Here is a 16,992-nt window from a genome sequence, read left to right on the forward strand (position 1 = left end):
CTCAAGGCCGCTTCAGCACCCAACCGCCGGCGTCGTGCAGCAGTTCGACCTGGCGCGCTATGGGTGCTTCGCAAATCTCCGCCTTGCACGGTGCGAGGTTGATGCGCAGGTGCAGGTCGTCGCTCAGTTCGAAATCCGCCAGTCGTGCCGAAGCCTTGCTCGCGGCCTCCTCGAGCGCGGTGCCGACGAACACGCCGCGGCGGAAGACGTACAGCTGCACGTCATCGGGGCGGCAGGCCTGGTCCAGGCCGGTCGCCGCTTCGGCGACGTAGGTGTCGCCCTTGCGTTGCGAGCGACCGGTTAGCAGGCGCTGGCCTCCCGTGAGCAGGAAGCGGTCTTCGTCGTTATGCGGCTGCACGTTTTCACGCGTACAGCGCGTGGGTGTGGCCACTACCGTCGCCGCGGTCGATGGCGATGCCGGCGCAGCCGCATGGGCGACCGGTGCTGCAGCGCTGGATGCTGCGGCCGGTGCCCTGGTGCTCGCCGCTGCCACGGGTACCTGTGACGTTGAGGTTTTGGACGGCGCGGCCGCCGCCGGTGCCGGCAAGGGCTGTAGCGGGCGACGAGGCGCGGGTTGCTGGGCCACCTTGCCGGGGTCGGGGCCGGCGGGCATGAAGTGGATGCCCGTGCCTGCCAGGGCGATCACCAGGGCGGTCACCGACCAGCCCCGCCCGCGGATGTCCTTGCGGCGCATCAGCACCAGCAGGCAAACCAGGGCCAGCACCAGTGCGACGGGGGCGATCGTCGTCCAGATCAGCGAGACAATGGCAAGGCAAGTCGCCGCGATGGCCCAGCGTGATACCGGAGGGCGCCTGGCCGGCGGCAGCGGCGGCGGTTCGAAGGCCACCGTTTCGTCAGGAAGCGGCGGCGGGAGCGATCCGTCGATCTCCTGCGCCTCGACCGGCAAGGGCGGCGGCAGCGGATGGTCCGCAGGCTCCGGGATGGGCGGCGGCAGGGAAGAGGAGCGCGATGTCGGAACGTCCCAGGGAAACCACTGCTGGCCACCGTCGTGGCACCACTGGTCGCCGGACCGTGCGTACCGTCCCAGTGCCGTTTCCGGCAGGGGGCCGCGCAAGGTGACGTCGCGAAGAAGCCAGATCAGGGGCGCATCGTCGGGTAATACGTCGGCTTCGACGCCCAGCTGGCGAAGTTGGGTGGCCTGGGCATTGGCCGCGTCCTGGTCCAGCCCGCGCCGGATAATCAGCGGTGCCCGCTCGAAAACGCGCTTGCGGAAATCGGCCATCTCCATGCCAAAGGCCTGGGCCATGCGGGCCTGTACCGCATCGGCGTCCTGGCCTTCCAGCAGTCGTCCGGTGACGACAAGACAACGGTGTTCCATCGGTTCGCGCTCCCCCTGGGCGATCGGCCAAGGGTAGTGGGGCTTGCAAAGGGGCGGAAGGGGGCAGGGCCAGGCGCCCTCACGCTGGCGTAACGCCTTACAATGGCCCTTCGACTACCCGGAACGTCCCCCCACGTGATCTCCCGAGACGAATTCGACGCGCTGGTTGCCCAAGGGCATACGCGCATCCCGCTGGTGCGCGAGGTCTTCTCCGACCTCGACACGCCGCTGTCGGTGTACCTGAAGCTGGCCGATGGCCCGTACACCTTCCTGTTCGAATCCGTCGAAGGCGGTGCTACCTGGGGGCGCTATTCGATCATCGGCCTGCCGGCCAAGCGGGTCTATCGCCTTCGCGGCCACGAGCTGGAAGTGGAAGACTCCGGCGAAGTCACCGAGCGTCGCCATCTCGAAGATCCCCTGGCGGAGATCGAGAAGCTGCGGCTCCAGTACGACGTGCCGCGCCTGCCGCAGTTGCCGGCCTTCAGCGGTGGCCTCGTGGGTTACTTCGGTTTCGAAACCATCGGCTACATCGAACCGCGCCTCGCACAGTGGGATCGCGCCGACGAGCTTGGCACGCCCGACGTGCTGCTGATGCTGGCCGAGGAAGTCGCGGTGTTCGACAACCTCAAGGGCCGCCTGTACCTGATCGTGCATGCCGATCCGTCGCAGCCACATGCCTATGCCGAGGCGCAGCGTCGCCTGGATGCGCTGGTCTATCGGTTGCGTCAGGGCGGCGCGTCGTATCCGCAACTCACCCAGTCCATCGCCCTCGACGAAAGCGATTTCAAATCGTCCTTCACCAAGGAGGAGTTCGAGGCGATGGTGGAGCGCGCGAAGGAATACATCCGCGCCGGTGACATCTTCCAGGTGGTGCCCTCGCAGCGCCTGAGCATCGGCTTCCATGCGCGCCCGGTGGATGTGTATCGCGCCTTGCGTGCGCTGAATCCGTCGCCATACATGTATTTCGTCGACCTGGGCAAGACGCAGATCGTCGGCTCGTCGCCGGAAATCCTCGCGCGTCTGAAGGACGGCAAGGTGGTGGTGCGTCCGCTGGCCGGCACGCGCAAGCGCGGCACAACCGAAGCGGAAGACCAGGCACTCGAAACCGAACTGCTCGCCGATCCGAAAGAGCGTGCCGAGCACGTTATGCTGATCGACCTGGGTCGCAACGATGTCGGCCGCATCAGCGAGACCGGCACCGTCGAGGTCAGCGAATCGTTCGTGATCGAGCGCTATTCCCACGTCATGCATATCGTTTCGCAGGTGCAGGGCAAGGCGCGCGATGGCATCGGCTACATGGACGTGCTCAAGGCCACGTTCCCCGCGGGCACGCTCAGCGGTGCGCCCAAGATTCGCGCCCTTGAGATCATCCAGGAACTGGAGCCGTACAAGCGCAATATCTACGCGGGTGCCATTGGCTGGATCGGCTGGTGGGGTGATGCGGATACCGCGATTGCCATCCGCACCGCTGTCATCCAGGACGGCCGCCTGCACGTGCAGGCCGGTGCCGGCATCGTGTATGACTCCGATCCCAGCGCCGAGTGGGAAGAAACCATGAGCAAGGGCCGCGCGCTGTTCCGCGCCGTGGCCCAGGCTGCGCGCGGACTCTGAGTCGTGAACCACACCCTCATGCGCTATGGAATGGCGGCCTTGCCCTTGCTCTACTCGCTCACGGCGTCCGCGCATGAGCCGGGCACCCTGGTGTGGACCGACGACAGCTACAGCCGCATGAAAGCGCTGGCGATGTTGCAGTCGCTCAACGCCAGCCTGCTCAGTCATCCCAGTGCCACGTTGACGCTGGAAAGCTGGTGCGGCGCACATCACCTGGCCGATGACGCGCGGGTCGTGGCGCGTCGCGTCAAAGGCGCGGACAAGCCGCTGCCGCCCGGCGCGCGTGAACAGCTGGGCATTGGCGAGCATGACGAAGTGCGCTATCGCCAGGTCCAGCTGGTTTGCGGAAATCTCGTGCTGTCCGAAGCGGACAACTGGTACGTGCCGTCGCGCCTCAGTGCCGCGATGAACCAGGAGCTCGACAGCACCGATGTGCCCTTTGGCAAGGTAGTCCAGTCGTTGCACTTCCGTCGCGAAACGCTGTCGGCGCAGCTGCTGTGGCAGCCGTTGCCGACGGGTTGGGAAGACCAGCCCTTGCCGAGCGACGTGCATCGCAGCGCGACGCCCCTCGATATCCCCGCGCATGTGCTCCAGCATCGCGCCGTCCTGCTGACGCCGGAAAACCACCCGATCAGCCTGGTGGTGGAGAGCTATACCTCCAACGTGCTTGCCATTCGCGACGCGGAGCCGGCCATCGCGCCCTGAGGCCATGAAGCGCAAGCGGCGAGGGGAAGGGACGGGCCCCGCCGCTTGCTGACCCGTGTCATGTACAACGCAGGAAACGAGCTGGAACGCATGCTAGGGCCGCAGCATGAGCGGCCCGTGTGCCCCCGATGATCGACTCCCGTGACGGAGCCGGGCCACAGGCGCATCAATCCACGTAGGGTTTCGCGACTTCAAGCGCCAGGTGGTAAGGCTCGGGGTCATTGCGGTTGGTCAGCATGATCACCGTCACGTGCTGCCTGGGCCACCGCACGATCACATGGCGAAAGCCCATGCTTTCGCCCGAATGCCAGCGAACGTCGCCATGAATCCGCCAGCCGTAGCCGTAGGCATCGACGTCGGCTTCGTCGGTGATGCGCGTATGCGCCGTTGTCGCCAGTTCGCGTGAATGTGCGCTCAGGAGTCGGTTGTCGTACCAGGCGGCATCCCATTTCGCGAGGTCATCGATGGACGAATAAATGCCGCCATCGCCACGCGTGGCACTCGTCGGGCTTTGGTCCGTGCGCACCCACTTGCCTGATTCCTCGCTATAGCCATAGGCGCGATGCGCCGGCTCCGGGCCGCCGCGCCGATACATCAGCGTGTTGTCCATATGCAGTGGCGCGAAGATGCGCTCCTTCAGCAGCGCGGCCAGGTCCTTGCCACCGGCTTTTTGAGCGACCAGTCCAAGCAGTACGTAGCCGCTGTTGCTGTACCGGTATGAAGTGCCCGGCGCGAAGTAGGTGCGTGATTCCTTTGACAGCAAATCGAGCACCTGCGCATCGCTGATCTGCCCGGGAAAATCCGCCGGCATCAGGTCTTCGTAATCGACCAGGCCGGAACTGTGCGACAGCAAGTGGTGAAGCGTGATCGCCTGCTCGCTCGCCGGCAGCGACGGCAGCCACTTTCGCACGGGGTCGTCGAGCTTGAGCTTGCCGTCTTCCGCCAGCAGGAGAATCAGCGCGGCGGTGAACTGCTTGCTGACGGAAGCAAGGCGATAGTCCGTCGCCGGTGTCGCGCGTTCGCCGGTTTCCAGGTTGGCAAACCCGAGGGACTTTCGCAGGACGGGCTTGCCATCCTTGAGTACCAATACGGATGCGCCAGGCACATGCCCTTCATAACGTTGCAGGGAACCGGCGTCCCTGGCGGGCGCCATGCCCGAGAACGCCATGCACGCCGTGGCGGCGATGATCATTCGACGCATGAAACACTCCTCATCAACGTACGGGCAAGTCGTAGTATGTGTCGGGCGACGGTTCGGGCTTGAACGTGTAGTGCCACCACTCCATCGCGTAATTGTTGAACCCCGCGCTTTCCATCGCGGATTTCAGTTGCTCACGATGGGCGTGTTGCATGGCCGTGGCGCGCGGCGAATCGGTATGGGCCAGTGTGTCGAAGACATCGAAACCGGTACCCATATCGAGCGGCACGCAATGCTGATCGTTCGCGTCACACTGCATCATCGTCAAGTCGACCGTGGCGCCACGGCTATGGCCCGAGCGTGGCGCGATGTAATCGCCAAGCAGGACGGTCTTGTCGAGCGCGGGATAGTGCACGGCCTTGGTGCGTTGGTCGCCCAGGTCCTTCGCCCAGCGCATGAAGTGCGCCACGGCCTGCGTCGGCCGGTAGCAGTCCCAGATCAGCAGGCGCTGGTGCTTTGGCCGCAGTGATGCTTCCACGCGCGCCAATGCCCTGGCTGCCGGGGCGAGCAAGTAACACCGGGGTGCTTCGTAGCCATCCACCTGGACACCTACAAAATTGTCACTCCCCGCGTATTTGATGTCTTCGGCCATATCGGGAACGAGTTGGCGAACGTCGACAAATCCGGCGCGGGCGAGTGCGCCATCCGGTGCATTCACAGGCCCGCGCGCAGCGAGCGCGCTGCATCCAAGCAGCCCTATCACGACGAGGAGAGGCTTATTCACAGCCGCCGACCCGCTTGAAGCGAAGATCCTCGAAATCCGAACTGAAGTCGGCGTCGGGGTCAACCTTGTTCATGCGCATGGCGGCACCGGGCGCATTCGGGAAAGTGATCCATGCCTCGTCGATCCCGTGGTCCCACTGCACCAGGTAGCGCTTGCCGACACGCATGACCTGGCCGGTCAGGCGAGGCGACTTCACCGAAGACCAGTGCACGTGACCTTCGCCAGCGCACAGGCGAACATCCCCAAGCCACGGATCACGCCATACACCCAGCTGCGAGTCCAGCTCGCGCGTGGTGGCTGGCTTGCGTGACGACGTGTCCGGCACGTGCTGCTCGGCCCGCGTGGACTCGAGCTTCGCCAGCTCGTCGGCGTAGCTGTCGACGCTGCGGGCGCCACCCGGGGTCGTAAAGTGCTTGAGCAGTACTTCCGTCAGCACGGCGCGCGCATCGTCGGCTTCGCCGTTGATCAGGATGACGAAGCCGCTCTGTCGATGCGGCATCAACATCAGCGCCGAGTACATGCCCGACAGCGTGCCCGTATGCGACACCGTCAGCTCGCCATCCGCGTCGGCGATGCGCCATCCGTAGCCATAGGCATAGATCCGCGTGCCATCCCAGGCTCGCCGCAGCGCGGAGATCGGCATGGGCGTGTAAGGAGTCCACAAGGCATCGCGCTGATCCGGTGCGAGCCACTTCAACTGATCGGCATCCGGTGCCAGCCAGTTTCGGGCCCACGCCAGCATGTCGTCGAGGCTGCAGCGAACACCGCCGGCGGCTTCCATGGTGGTGCTGCGAATGGTGTCGCCTTGTTCGGGTTCCGGAACGGCGACGCCCTTGCGCAGGCCGTGCGGAACGGCCAACGGTCCCGCGTCGCTGCGCCTCCAGTCACCCACGCGACAACCCGTCAGGCCAAGGGGCTTGAACACTTCCTGCTGCATCAGGGTTTCATAGGGCGCGCCGCCGGCTTTGGCGGCCACCTCGCCGGCCACGACGTAGAGCAGGTTGTCGTAGGCATAACCGGCGCGAAAGTCGTAGGCCGGCTCAAGGTAGGCTAGCGCATGCACGATGTCGGCACGCGTGAAATCATTGGGCTCGGGCCACAGCATCAGGTCGCCGCCACCCTCGGGCAGGCCGCTGCGATGGGTGAGCAGGTCGCCGACCTGCATGTGTTCCGTCACCCACGGATCGTGCATGCGAAAGTCGGGCAGGTACTTGGTAACGGGATCGTCCCAGCGCAGTTTGCCCTGCTGAACCAGTCGCGCGAGCAACGAGGCTGTCATGGCCTTGCTGTTGGAGGCGATCTTGAAAAGCGCCTGGCGCGTGATGGGTTGCCCACTGCCGCGACTGAGTTCGCCGCGCGTCGCGGTGTAAACCACCGTGCCGTGATCGATCACACCCACGGCGATGCCAGGCAGCTTGTAGCGCGCCATCGTCGCGTCGACGACGCGGTCAAGGTCATCGTGGGACGTCTGAGCCTGTGCTGTCGATGCTGCGCAAAGCAGGCCAAGAGCGATCAGGCGCATCGCTTTCATGGATTCTTGCCTTCCTTCGCGGCGACGTCGTCGACCTGCTTCCACACGCGCAGCAGATTGCCGCCCCACAACTTGGCGATGTCGTCATCGCTGAAGCCATGCTTGCGCAGGGCCTCCGTCACGTTTCGCGTCTGTTCGGCGTTCTGCCAGCCATCGATACCGCCGCCACCGTCGAAGTCCGAAGCAAGGCCGACATGATCGATGCCGGCGACGCCGACCATGTGGCGAATCTGCTTGATGTAGTCGTCGAGGTTCGGAAGCGGAAAGGCCGCGTCGATCTTGCGCATGCCTTCCACATAGGCTGGCAGGAAATCGATCTTGTCGCTGTCGTACTGCTTGTCGCCGGCAGCCTTGGTGACCTGGGCTGCCAGCGCCTTCTCGGCGAGCTCGCGGCCCGGATCGAGCTTGAGAAAGCCCTTGTATGCCACCGCCTGCACGACGCCGCCGTTCTGCGCGATGGCTCGCAGCAAATCGTCGGGCAGGTTGCGGGGATGGTTGACGATGGCGTGTGCGCCCGAATGCGATGCGATGATCGGCGCCTTGGTCGCCTTGAGCACGTCGCGCACGCAGGCATCTGAGCTATGCGAGACGTCGACCATGATGCCGAGCTGGTTGGCGCGCGTCACGACGCTGTGCCCGAAAGGCGTGAGCCCCGTTTCCGCCAGCGGCGCGTCACCCAGATCTGCTTCGGGCATGGAACTGGTGCAGAGGTCGTTGTTCCCGACATGGGTGATGCCGATATAGCGAGCACCGCGCGCGAACGCCTTGTCGAGGTTGCCAAGCTGATGACCGAGCGAGTAGCCGTTCTCGATGCCGATCATGGCCGAAAGCACGCCCGCTTTGCGGTTGGCCATCACCTGTTCGGGTGTTCGGGCAAGACGAATGCGGTCTGGATACTTCGTGAGCATCAGGTCGATGTCGTCGTACTTCTGCGTCGCCTGTGCCAGCGCCTTGGCGTAGCCGGCCTTGGTCAATGGGCCTTGTTCGACGTAGATGATGAAGAAGGCCGCATTGAGCCCGCCGCGCTCCATCTTGCCCAGGTCGACGCGCAGGGGCGTGTCCTTGCCGACATCGAACTGTGCCGTACGCATGTACGTGGCGGGAATGTCCACGTGCGTGTCGATGGTGACAGGCGGATCCTGCTGCGCCATGGCGGCGACGGGCAGGCAGGCGAGCAGGGCGAGGCTCAGGGCAGGGCGGCGCAGCGTCATACGGTCTCCCATCGGGCCGGCTGCTCGCCGGCGATCATGTCTTCGAAAGTCTGGCGGCGACGCACTATCGCATGGCGGCCTTCGTCGAGCAGCAACTCGGCCACCAGCGGGCGGGAGTTGTAGGTGGACGACATGGAGGAGCCGTAGGCGCCACTGGTACGGATCATGACCAGGTCTCCGGCCTCGAGCGGCGGGAGCATCCGGCCGCGTGCGAAGGTGTCGCCGGTTTCGCAGACCGGGCCGACGATGTCGCAGGCCTGGGAGGGTCCCGGGCGCGGCACCAGCGGCACGATGTCGTGCCAGGCGTCGTACAGGCTGGGGCGCAGCAGGTCGTTCATCGCGGCGTCGAGCACCACGAAACGATGCGTATCGCCCTGCTTGATGCGCACGACGCGGGTAAGGAGCACGCCCGCTTCGCCCACGAGGTAGCGTCCCGGCTCCAGCAGGATGCGGCCCTTAAAGGCGCCAAGATGATCACGGATGGCCGACGCGTACGCCTCAGGGGTGACGGGCTCGTCATGGCCGTACCGGTAGCGCACGCCCAGGCCGCCGCCGACGTCGATGCTGTTCAGCGCGTGCCCGGCCGCTTCCAGTTCGCGCCAGAACGCTGCGACGCGGGCCAGGGCTTCGCGAATGGGCGCGACGCTGAGCATCTGTGAGCCGATGTGGACGTGGAGGCCGTCCAGCTTCACGTGGTGCATCGATCCGGCGCGCGCAAACCAGCGTCGCGCTTCTGCGATGCTGACGCCGAACTTGTTCTCGGCCTTGCCGGTGGAAATCTTGGCGTGCGTCAGCGCGTCCACGTCGGGGTTGATGCGCACGGCGGCATGCGCCGTTACGTGCAGCGAGGACGCGAGGCGCTCAAGCGCTTCCAGTTCGTCGGCCGATTCGACATTGAATCGCTGGATGCCCGCTGCCAGTGCCTCCGCCATTTCTTGTTCGGTCTTTCCCACGCCGGAGAAGACGATGCGCTGCGCCGGAATGCCAGCATGCAGGCTGCGCCACAGTTCACCCGACGACACGATATCCGCGCCCACGCCTTCGGCGGCCATCAGCTGAAGCACGGCCAGGTTGGAGTTGGCTTTCACCGCGTAGCAGATCGCATAGTTCAGCCCGGCCAGGGCCTGCTGCAGCCCTCGGATGCGCGTACGGATCGCGTTGGCGGAGTAAGCGTAGAACGGGGTGGGATAGCGTGCGGCCAGTTCGCGCAGATCGACGCCGTCGAACCAGGCGTCCGCATCGATGCGCGGCGGGTCAGGTTGCTGCAGTGACATGTGGTGCCTTGCCATCACCACGGATGGCGATAAGAAAAAAGGCGGCCCGCACGAAGCGGGCCGCCGCGGGGAGGTGTCTTAGAAGTCCACGGACACCGTCAATTGGGTGAAACGGGGTTGCTGGAAGCCCAGGCCCTGGCGGAATGTGGGATTGGTCTGGTCCGAGATCGTGGTCTGCAGATCCTGGTCCACCTGGACGACGCGCTGCTGGTTAAGCAGGTTGTAGACCGCGAGCTTCACGCGAAGCTGGCCACCACCTTCGAACGGACGGATGTAGGCAATGCTGGCGCCAAGGTTGTACGTCCATGGCAGTCGGCCGTACTTGCCGCGCGGTGACTTCTCGTAAATGCGGTCTTCGGACACCGGCGAATCGCAGTTCTGAACACAGACGTAGTAACTGTGATAGTTCGTCGCGTCATAGGGGTTGCCCACGCCGAAGCCTGTCACCGGTCCGCCGGACTGGACAGCGAGGTTTGCCGCGACCTGCCAGTGCGGTGTGATGGCATAAGTGCCCCGGAATTTGAACTGATGGCGTCGATCGTTCGGCAGGTAACCATTGCCGCCGTAGTTCACCCACGGATTGTCGAAGTTCTCGGTTCGGCCCGTATCGTCGAAATCGGTGTCGGAGTTCACCGGTCCTTCGGCGTTGCCGCGGTTCCACGACAGGACATACGAACCATTGAATGACCACTTGTCGTCCCAGGCGCGATCAATCTGGAATTCGAGTGCCGTGTAGGTGCGCTTGGGCTTCACCCAGCCACGCTGGCCCAGGTAGTTTCCGTCTGCGTCGTACATAGCCCAACCTTCCTTGGACGTGTCGACCGTGACCCAGCCATCGGCGACTCCGTCGCAATTCGTGTCGCCCCAGACCGTGACCTTCTTGCCCGGGTTGGCCATGACCCAGCCGATGTAGCCATTCTCGCCACACTGCTTGGTCGCACTGATCTCCATGTCATCAATTGCGTTATGCAGCTTGCGGTATGTGGCGTTGACGCCCCACGACCAAGTCGAGGAAAGCATCTGCTGGAAGCCAAGGATCATCTCGTCCTGATAGACCTGGTCCATGTCGTGGTCGACTTCCGAGCGCAGGTCGCCAACCGTGCCGTTACCCTGGGAGACGTCCACGCCACCGAGCTGCGGCCCGAGGATCGGGAAGTAGTAATCGTTGCCTGCAGCATCCGTGCGTGTTTCCCAGCCGCCGAACGCGTAGTACGTGCGCTGGTCGAGGAGACCGCCTGCCTGCTTGATGTTGATGACGTTGGCGACCGGCAGATAGTAGCGCCCGAGGTTGCCGTAGAGCTTGGTGGATCCGTCGCCCTTCATGTCCCAGGAGAAGCCCAGGCGCGGCGCCCACATGTTGTCCATCTTGATGTAGCTGGCCCCGTCGGCTGCCTTGTTGTCAAAGCCGTCGCGACGCAGCCCGAAGTTCAACATCAGCTTCGGTGTGATCTGCCAGCTGTCTTCGATGTACTGGGCGTTGTTGGTGGTTTGGAACGTACCGGCGATCTCATAACGACGGGCACGAACGTAGCCGTAGTAGCCGGGAGGAATAACGCCGCCGCCTGCGGGGTTGGAGATGCTGTCGCCCGGGTTGGCGGTGTAGACGTTGTAGTAGAGCGCACCGGGACCGGGATAGTAGCGGCTGTAGTCGGACGTGTCCTGCTCGTGGTCGTAACCGAAGCGAACGAGATGGTCACCCAGTTTCCATTCGAAGTCGGCGCGGTACTGCTTGCGATCGTCGTTGCGCTTGGCAACCGACGTATTGCTGGCGCAGCCGACCGGGGTATTGGGATCCGGCCGCGGCACGGCACTCGTCGCGGACACCACGTTGCAATCGATATCCATCAGCGAGCGCTGGAAGGCTTCGCGCTTGTTCTGGCCGTACATCAGCTTCATCGACAGATTGCTCGTCAGGTAGCTGGTGTAGGTAAGGGCCCAGTTCTTGCCGCCCGTATCAGTGTAGACCTCGTCGATCTTGTTGCCACGGGTCTTTGTGTCATAGTCAAAGCGATAGACATCGGCCGTGTTCTCCTTTTTGTCGGAGAAAGCCATCAGCTCAAGCACGTTGTCGTCGTTGATGTTCCAGTTGAGCTTGGTGCCCCAGAAGTTCGGTGTGGCACTGTTGCTATACAGCTTGGTGCCATAGTTGTCGGTATTTCGCGGGTTGTCGCCCTGGGCTTCGTACATCGCGAAGAAGAACAGCTTGTCCTTTACGATGGGACCGGATGCGTAGACGTTGGCCTTGAACAGCGAGTCGCGATCCTCGCCTGACGTCAAATAGCGAGAGCCGTCGGCGGTGTAATGGTCATCGGCGCGGGAATGCCAGTTGCCCGGTTCCAACGTAAGTTCCGTGCCCCAGTGGAAGACATTGCTACCCGAGCGGACAACGGCATTGATGACGCCGCCTGTCGTGCGACCGAACTCCACGGAGTAGCCGCCCGTCTTGACCTGGAACTCCTGGTAGAAGTTATAGGGCGCTTCGGAAAATCCGTTGCGGTTGTAGAAGTCGGTGACGTTCAGACCGTTGACGTATACCGCATTCTCGGCGATGGACGAGCCACCAAACGAAATACCGCCGAAGCCGGCGTTGCCCTTGACCACACCCGGCGCAAGTAGTGCGACAGATGCAACCGTCTGATCAACCGGAAGGCGACGCAGTTCCTCACGGGAAATGTTGAAGGCCGACTCGGTGGACGTCACATCGACCGCGGTAATGATGCTCGTGGCGCTGACGTTGACGCCCTCGAGTTCCTTCACGCCAAGGTTCACTGTCGTTGCGTTGCCGAGCGTGACAACGACATCGGACGCTTGCGCGGTGATGTTCCCATCCTTAGTGGACTCGATCAGGTACTTGCCCACGGGCAGGAAGGGGATACGGAAGTTGCCCTTGTCGTCGGCGGTAACCGTGCGCTCGAAGCCGGTATTCGGATCCTTGATCGTCACCACGGCACCGGCCGTCGTCCGGCCCACCACCGTACCGTCGTTATTGGCCGCATGGGTGGGCGCGACATACACGCCAAGGCCAAGACAAAGCGCCGCACTCAGTGCGGTCCTGCGAAACATGCGTCGACTGCTCAAAGCCCCCATTTCCCCATCTCCCCAGATGTTGTCGATCGTTGGAAGGAATTACTTGCCTGCGCTGGCTGACGCGCCTCCCTGCGACGTCGGCAACAACTGCCACTTGAAGTCGTAATCCCACTGATTGAAATAAAGATTGCCGCCCTTCCACTCGACTTCGCCGCGTTGCGAGTCGACGTTGTCGGAGCGGAATTGCTGTTTCGGCGGCACGAAGTCGGTGCCGAAGTCGCTGTTGAAGGCGATGCGCCAGTTGTCCAGGCCGCCCAGGTAGAACCACTGCATGGCCGCGTCGCCCGGCCTGGAGCCGTGCAACTGGCCGGTGGTGACGTCCATCGGCACCCAGCCGTAGGGCGGCAGGTAGACCTGGCCCCAGTCGTGGATGTTGCTGTAGTCACCCTTGGAGAAAACCATGCCCGACTGCCAGCGCGCCGGAATGCCATTGAGGCGAAGCAGTGTGATCAGCAAGAGCGTCTGCTGGCCGCAGTCGCCATGCCCGGCGTGCAGCGTGTAGTCGCTGATATTGGAGATGGTCGAGTACTCGCGAGCACCTGCCCACGGGATCTGGTCCACCGCCGCAAAAAGCTTCTGCACGATGCGGTACGGATTCTTTTCGTCGCCAAGCACCTTCTTCGAGAAGGCGCGAAGGTCGTCGGTGAAGACGACATGCGGTGCGCGCTCGGCGACATAGGGCGCCAGCTCGGGCGTGATCACCGTCTTGGTGACCTTGTTGCCGTCGATGCGGTAATCCTGTGCCGAAAGCGTGACCTCGTAGGTCACCTTGAACTGCGTCTTCTCGCCGGCTTTGGCGGGCTTGGACATGTGCACGGTGCGCTGTGCCACCGAGTTGTCTGCCAGCTCATGCGTCGACGGCTCGCTTCCGATGAACTTGACGTCGTCCTGCTGGCCGGGCAGGTCGTGCGGATACGGAATCCATGCATCGACCGTCTCACCGGCCGGTACCGCATCGGCATTGACGGTAAGAATCTGCGTCATGCGCACGCGATGCGGCACGAGGCCGTTGTGCTTGCCGGTGGCGATGGCGTCCGCGCGAATGGCGCGGTGCGTGTCGTTGAGGTTTTCCATGGGGCCGTCATCGTCGGCCTTGTGGTCCTTGCGACGCGCCACGGCTTCCTTGCTCAGCCGGAACAGGTTGCCCGGCGAGCGCTTGAAGTAGAGCGTGCGACCGTCGATGACCTGGTGCTCGAACAGACCCTGCTTGTTCCAGCGATCGAATTCGGCATCGGTCAGATCGGGAATCTGCTTGCGTACACGTTCCTTCACCGCCGCTTCGTCGAGCGTGAAGTCGATGAGGATGCGGCGCATGCGTTCGCGCTGATAAAGGAGCGCGTTGCGCTCGCTCGCGGCGATGCCGGGCTGGGCGAGGGCTTTGGCGATATCCGCCTCGGCGTCCTTGAAGTGCCCGGCGTCGATCGCCTGTATGGTGTGCGAGACGGTAGTGTCCGGCGCGTTGTTTTGCGCAAGAACCATCGAAGGAAGGGCGCAGAAAAGTGCGCAGGCGAGGACGGTAACGCGCAGGCGTCGCCCCTTGTTCGTCATGATCTGCGAATCAGCCGGATGCACTGCCATTACTCCCCGCAAGTAGTTGCAGAAATGGCTGTGTAGCATGCTTGCAATCTGTGGTCAATAATTTATGCTTCCAACGAATGGCACAGGAATTACCTATTCCACGGGGAGGAATAGGGTCCGGGGTCGCGGGGTAGACGAGGGGGTTCGATGATTCAGACGGTCTGGCCATACCTGGCCGTAATGCTGTTGGCTGCCGGGCTGTTTCCCGCCGTGGAGCGCTATTCCGGCTGGCGCATCTTCAACGTGCTGCCGCCCATCGTGCTCACCTATCTGCTGGTGACCGCACTGGCCGTCACCGGCCTGTGGCAGAACAACGAGGCCATCCAGGCGGCCCAGAGCACCCTGGTCCAGCGCCTGGTGCCGGCCCTCCTTTTCTTGCTGATGATCAATTGCGACCTGCGCGCGATCCTGCGATTGGGGCCGCGGGTTCTTGGTGTCTTTGTCTGCACGTCGATCAGCCTGTTCGTGGCCTTTATCGCCACCTATCTGCTGTTCAAGCGCCTGTTGCCGGGTGATGCCTGGCATCCGCTGGCGGCATTGAGCGGCAGCTGGGTGGGCGGAACGGCCAACATGATCGCGGTGAAGCAGGCGATTGGCATGTCCGATACGCACCTGGCGATGAGCCTGCTGACCGACGCGCTGTGCTATTCGATGTGGGTCGTGGTGCTGTTCTCGGTCGCCAGGCTGGCGCCGGCATTCAACGCCTGGACCAAGGCCAAGTCCAGCAGCGACATGGAAGTGGCGGAGACGCGCAAGACCGGTCCGACGACGCCAGACAGCGTGTTGCTCTGGCTCGGCATGGCCTTGCTGGTGGCGGCCCTCTCGAGCTGGCTGGGTGAGCGCATGCCCACGTCCAGCATGATCGGTGCAACGACATGGACGATCCTGCTGTCGACCATCATCGGACTCGTTGCCGCGCATTCGCCGCTGGCCCGCTTCCCGGGTGCCAGCACGATCTCCGGCACGCTGCTGATCAGCGTGGTGGCCGTGCTTGCCTCGCAAAGCAATTTCCAGGGCATCGCTGCCGCGCCGATCTACCTGCTGTGCGGCGTCACCATCATCACCATTCACGCCGTCCTGCTGGTGGGCTTTGCCAAGCTGTTCCGGTTCGACCTGTATTTGTGCGGCATCTCATCGCTTGCGCATATCGGTGGCGTGGCGGCCACGCCGGTGCTGGCGGCGACGTACTCACGCGCGCTGGTGCCGGTCGGAATTTTGCTCGCCTTGCTCGGTTACATCATCGGTACCGGTTACGGCCTGATGGTGGCTTCGGTCCTGTCGAAACTGGCCGCGCCCTGAGCGGCGCGCCCAAGTAGGAGAAAACGCATGCGTCTTCCGCTCGTTGCTGCCATTGTTTTCGCGCTTGCCGTGCCGGGTGGCGCGACATGGGCCAAGGACGCGCCGCGCGCGTTGCCGGTGCCGCCGTCGGGCGTCATGGGCGTCACCGATACGCAGCTCGATCCTGAGTTCTGGGTGCAGCGCCTGCCGACGGCGGAGGGCGTGATTCTTGATCGCCAGGCCATTGACGCGCAGAACGCGCGCGTGTTCGCCGAAGACAAGACCATGCACGACCTGCGCAAGCTGCCGGCCTCGGTGAGCAAGGCGCAGGTCATGGAATGGCTGAACATGGTGTCGACGCGGCCGACCAAGGCGCTTTACGACGTCAATGGACAGACGGTGCCGGCTTCCGATGTCGACGCCGCCATGAACGCCATGGCACTGGAAAACCTCCCGGACAACATCACGCCGCGCTTCGGCCTGGTGGTGCGTCGCGCCGCCATGCGCGCCTTGCCCACCGAGATGCGTGTGTTCACCTCCCGGGGCGACACCGATATCGATCGCTTCCAGGAATCGGCAGAATTCCCCGGGACGCCGGTGGCGATTCTGCACGCGAGTCGCGATGGTCGCTGGCTTTTTGTGCTGAGCCCGCGCTATGGCGCATGGATCCGTGCTGACGCGGTGGCCGAGGGCGATGCGAAGGCCGTGCTCGACTATGCGGACAAGCAACCCTACCGAGTGGTGACCGGCGCCACCGTCCATACGGTTTACACCCGCGAACAACCGGCGGTGTCCGAACTGCAGCTGGACATGGGTACGCGCCTTCCGCTGGACACCGCGCTGGCGCCTGATCAGCCGGTCAACGGGCAGACGGCCTACAGTTCCTACGCGTTGCAGATGCCTGTGCGTGGACCTGACGGCAAGCTTGCCTTTGCCTCGGCGCTGGTCCAGCACAACAAGGACACGCACGCCGATTACCTGCCCCTGACGCAGGCCAACATCGTACGCCAGGCCTTCAAGTTCCTGGGCGAACGCTACGGCTGGGGTCACGACTACGACGGCCGCGACTGCAGTGGATTCGTGTCGGACGTCTACAAGAGCATGGGCGTCGTCATGCCGCGCAATACCAGCGCGCAGGCGGTGAGTCCGGCCCTGCAGCACCAGTTGTTCAATGACAAGAGCGACAAGGCTACGCGTCAGAAGGCCGTGGAGGAACTCCAGCCGGGCGACCTGATCTACATCCCCGGCCACGTGATGATGATGATCGGTCGAATCGACGGGGAGCCTTACGTCATCCACGACACCGGCGGCATGAGTTACCGCGATAGCGAGGGCAAGATGCACCGCGTCAAGCTCAATGCCGTTTCGGTCACGCCGCTTCGCCCTTTGCTGTTCAACGACCATCAGACTTACATCGACCGCATGACCAGCATCGTGCGCATTCGCTGAAAGCCGC

12 protein-coding genes are annotated in these 16,992 nt (G+C 63.6%); 4 read left to right on the top strand and 8 right to left on the bottom strand.

Annotated features, from left to right (window positions below; translation table 11 throughout):
- Position 1: 1 nt before the first annotated feature.
- A complete protein-coding gene (locus EYV96_RS12985) occupies positions 2-1,339 on the bottom strand; it encodes a hypothetical protein (RefSeq protein WP_131151967.1) in 1,338 nt (445 codons plus the stop codon).
- 135 nt (positions 1,340-1,474) lie between these two features.
- On the opposite strand from EYV96_RS12985, the gene trpE reads away from it, so the two are divergent.
- Positions 1,475-2,950, top strand: a complete 1,476-nt coding sequence (gene trpE, locus EYV96_RS12990; RefSeq protein ID WP_131151968.1) for an anthranilate synthase component I — start codon at positions 1,475-1,477, stop codon at positions 2,948-2,950.
- Positions 2,951-2,953: 3 nt separating this feature from the next.
- Entirely contained in the window at positions 2,954-3,655 is a 702-nt protein-coding gene (locus EYV96_RS12995; RefSeq protein WP_205746164.1) for a hypothetical protein, read from the top strand.
- A gap of 166 nt (positions 3,656-3,821) precedes the next feature.
- Here EYV96_RS12995 and EYV96_RS13000 read toward each other — a convergent pair whose 3' ends face one another.
- From EYV96_RS13000 to EYV96_RS13030, 7 genes are all read right to left on the bottom strand, one after another.
- Positions 3,822-4,856 carry a serine hydrolase domain-containing protein gene (locus tag EYV96_RS13000; RefSeq protein WP_131151969.1) on the bottom strand — a complete coding sequence of 345 codons (1,035 nt, stop codon included), beginning with the start codon at positions 4,854-4,856 and terminating at the stop codon, positions 3,822-3,824.
- A 13-nt stretch (positions 4,857-4,869) separates the two neighbouring features.
- Complete coding sequence (locus EYV96_RS13005) at positions 4,870-5,577, bottom strand: M15 family metallopeptidase (protein WP_425478736.1); 708 nt, start codon at positions 5,575-5,577, stop codon at positions 4,870-4,872.
- Complete coding sequence (locus EYV96_RS13010; protein WP_131151971.1) at positions 5,570-7,108, bottom strand: serine hydrolase domain-containing protein; 1,539 nt, start codon at positions 7,106-7,108, stop codon at positions 5,570-5,572. The genes EYV96_RS13005 and EYV96_RS13010 overlap by 8 nt, the downstream gene beginning before the upstream one ends.
- Complete coding sequence (locus EYV96_RS13015; protein ID WP_131151972.1) at positions 7,105-8,319, bottom strand: dipeptidase; 1,215 nt, start codon at positions 8,317-8,319, stop codon at positions 7,105-7,107. The genes EYV96_RS13010 and EYV96_RS13015 overlap by 4 nt, the downstream gene beginning before the upstream one ends.
- On the bottom strand, positions 8,316-9,593 hold the full coding sequence (gene lysA, locus EYV96_RS13020; protein WP_240732531.1) for a diaminopimelate decarboxylase: 1,278 nt from the start codon (positions 9,591-9,593) through the stop codon (positions 8,316-8,318). The genes EYV96_RS13015 and lysA overlap by 4 nt, the downstream gene beginning before the upstream one ends.
- Before the next feature lie 78 nt (positions 9,594-9,671).
- Positions 9,672-12,656 carry a TonB-dependent receptor gene (locus EYV96_RS13025; protein ID WP_240732533.1) on the bottom strand — a complete coding sequence of 995 codons (2,985 nt, stop codon included), beginning with the start codon at positions 12,654-12,656 and terminating at the stop codon, positions 9,672-9,674.
- Positions 12,657-12,719: 63 nt separating this feature from the next.
- Positions 12,720-14,258 carry a transglutaminase-like domain-containing protein gene (locus tag EYV96_RS13030; protein ID WP_425478737.1) on the bottom strand — a complete coding sequence of 513 codons (1,539 nt, stop codon included), beginning with the start codon at positions 14,256-14,258 and terminating at the stop codon, positions 12,720-12,722.
- A gap of 147 nt (positions 14,259-14,405) precedes the next feature.
- Here EYV96_RS13030 and EYV96_RS13035 point away from each other — a divergent pair, with 147 nt between their 5' ends.
- Positions 14,406-15,557, top strand: a complete 1,152-nt coding sequence (locus EYV96_RS13035) for a DUF819 family protein (protein WP_131151975.1) — start codon at positions 14,406-14,408, stop codon at positions 15,555-15,557.
- A gap of 27 nt (positions 15,558-15,584) precedes the next feature.
- Entirely contained in the window at positions 15,585-16,985 is a 1,401-nt protein-coding gene (locus EYV96_RS13040) for a C40 family peptidase (RefSeq protein ID WP_131151976.1), read from the top strand.
- The last annotated feature ends 7 nt before the right edge of the window (positions 16,986-16,992 follow it).

Source organism: Dyella terrae, assembly GCF_004322705.1.
GTDB classification, from domain to species: Bacteria; Pseudomonadota; Gammaproteobacteria; order Xanthomonadales; family Rhodanobacteraceae; genus Dyella_D; species Dyella_D terrae.

Coding starts and splice junctions, on each gene's coding strand:
- EYV96_RS12985 (WP_131151967.1), bottom strand. CDS start 1,339: ATGGAACACCGTTGTCTTGTCGTCACCGGACGACTGCTGGAAGGCCAG.
- EYV96_RS13000 (WP_131151969.1), bottom strand. CDS start 4,856: ATGCGTCGAATGATCATCGCCGCCACGGCGTGCATGGCGTTCTCGGGC.
- EYV96_RS13010 (WP_131151971.1), bottom strand. CDS start 7,108: ATGAAAGCGATGCGCCTGATCGCTCTTGGCCTGCTTTGCGCAGCATCG.
- EYV96_RS13015 (WP_131151972.1), bottom strand. CDS start 8,319: ATGACGCTGCGCCGCCCTGCCCTGAGCCTCGCCCTGCTCGCCTGCCTG.
- lysA (WP_240732531.1), bottom strand. CDS start 9,593: ATGTCACTGCAGCAACCTGACCCGCCGCGCATCGATGCGGACGCCTGG.
- EYV96_RS13025 (WP_240732533.1), bottom strand. CDS start 12,656: ATGTTTCGCAGGACCGCACTGAGTGCGGCGCTTTGTCTTGGCCTTGGC.
- EYV96_RS13030 (WP_425478737.1), bottom strand. CDS start 14,258: ATGGCAGTGCATCCGGCTGATTCGCAGATCATGACGAACAAGGGGCGA.
- EYV96_RS13035 (WP_131151975.1), top strand. CDS start 14,406: ATGATTCAGACGGTCTGGCCATACCTGGCCGTAATGCTGTTGGCTGCC.
- EYV96_RS13040 (WP_131151976.1), top strand. CDS start 15,585: ATGCGTCTTCCGCTCGTTGCTGCCATTGTTTTCGCGCTTGCCGTGCCG.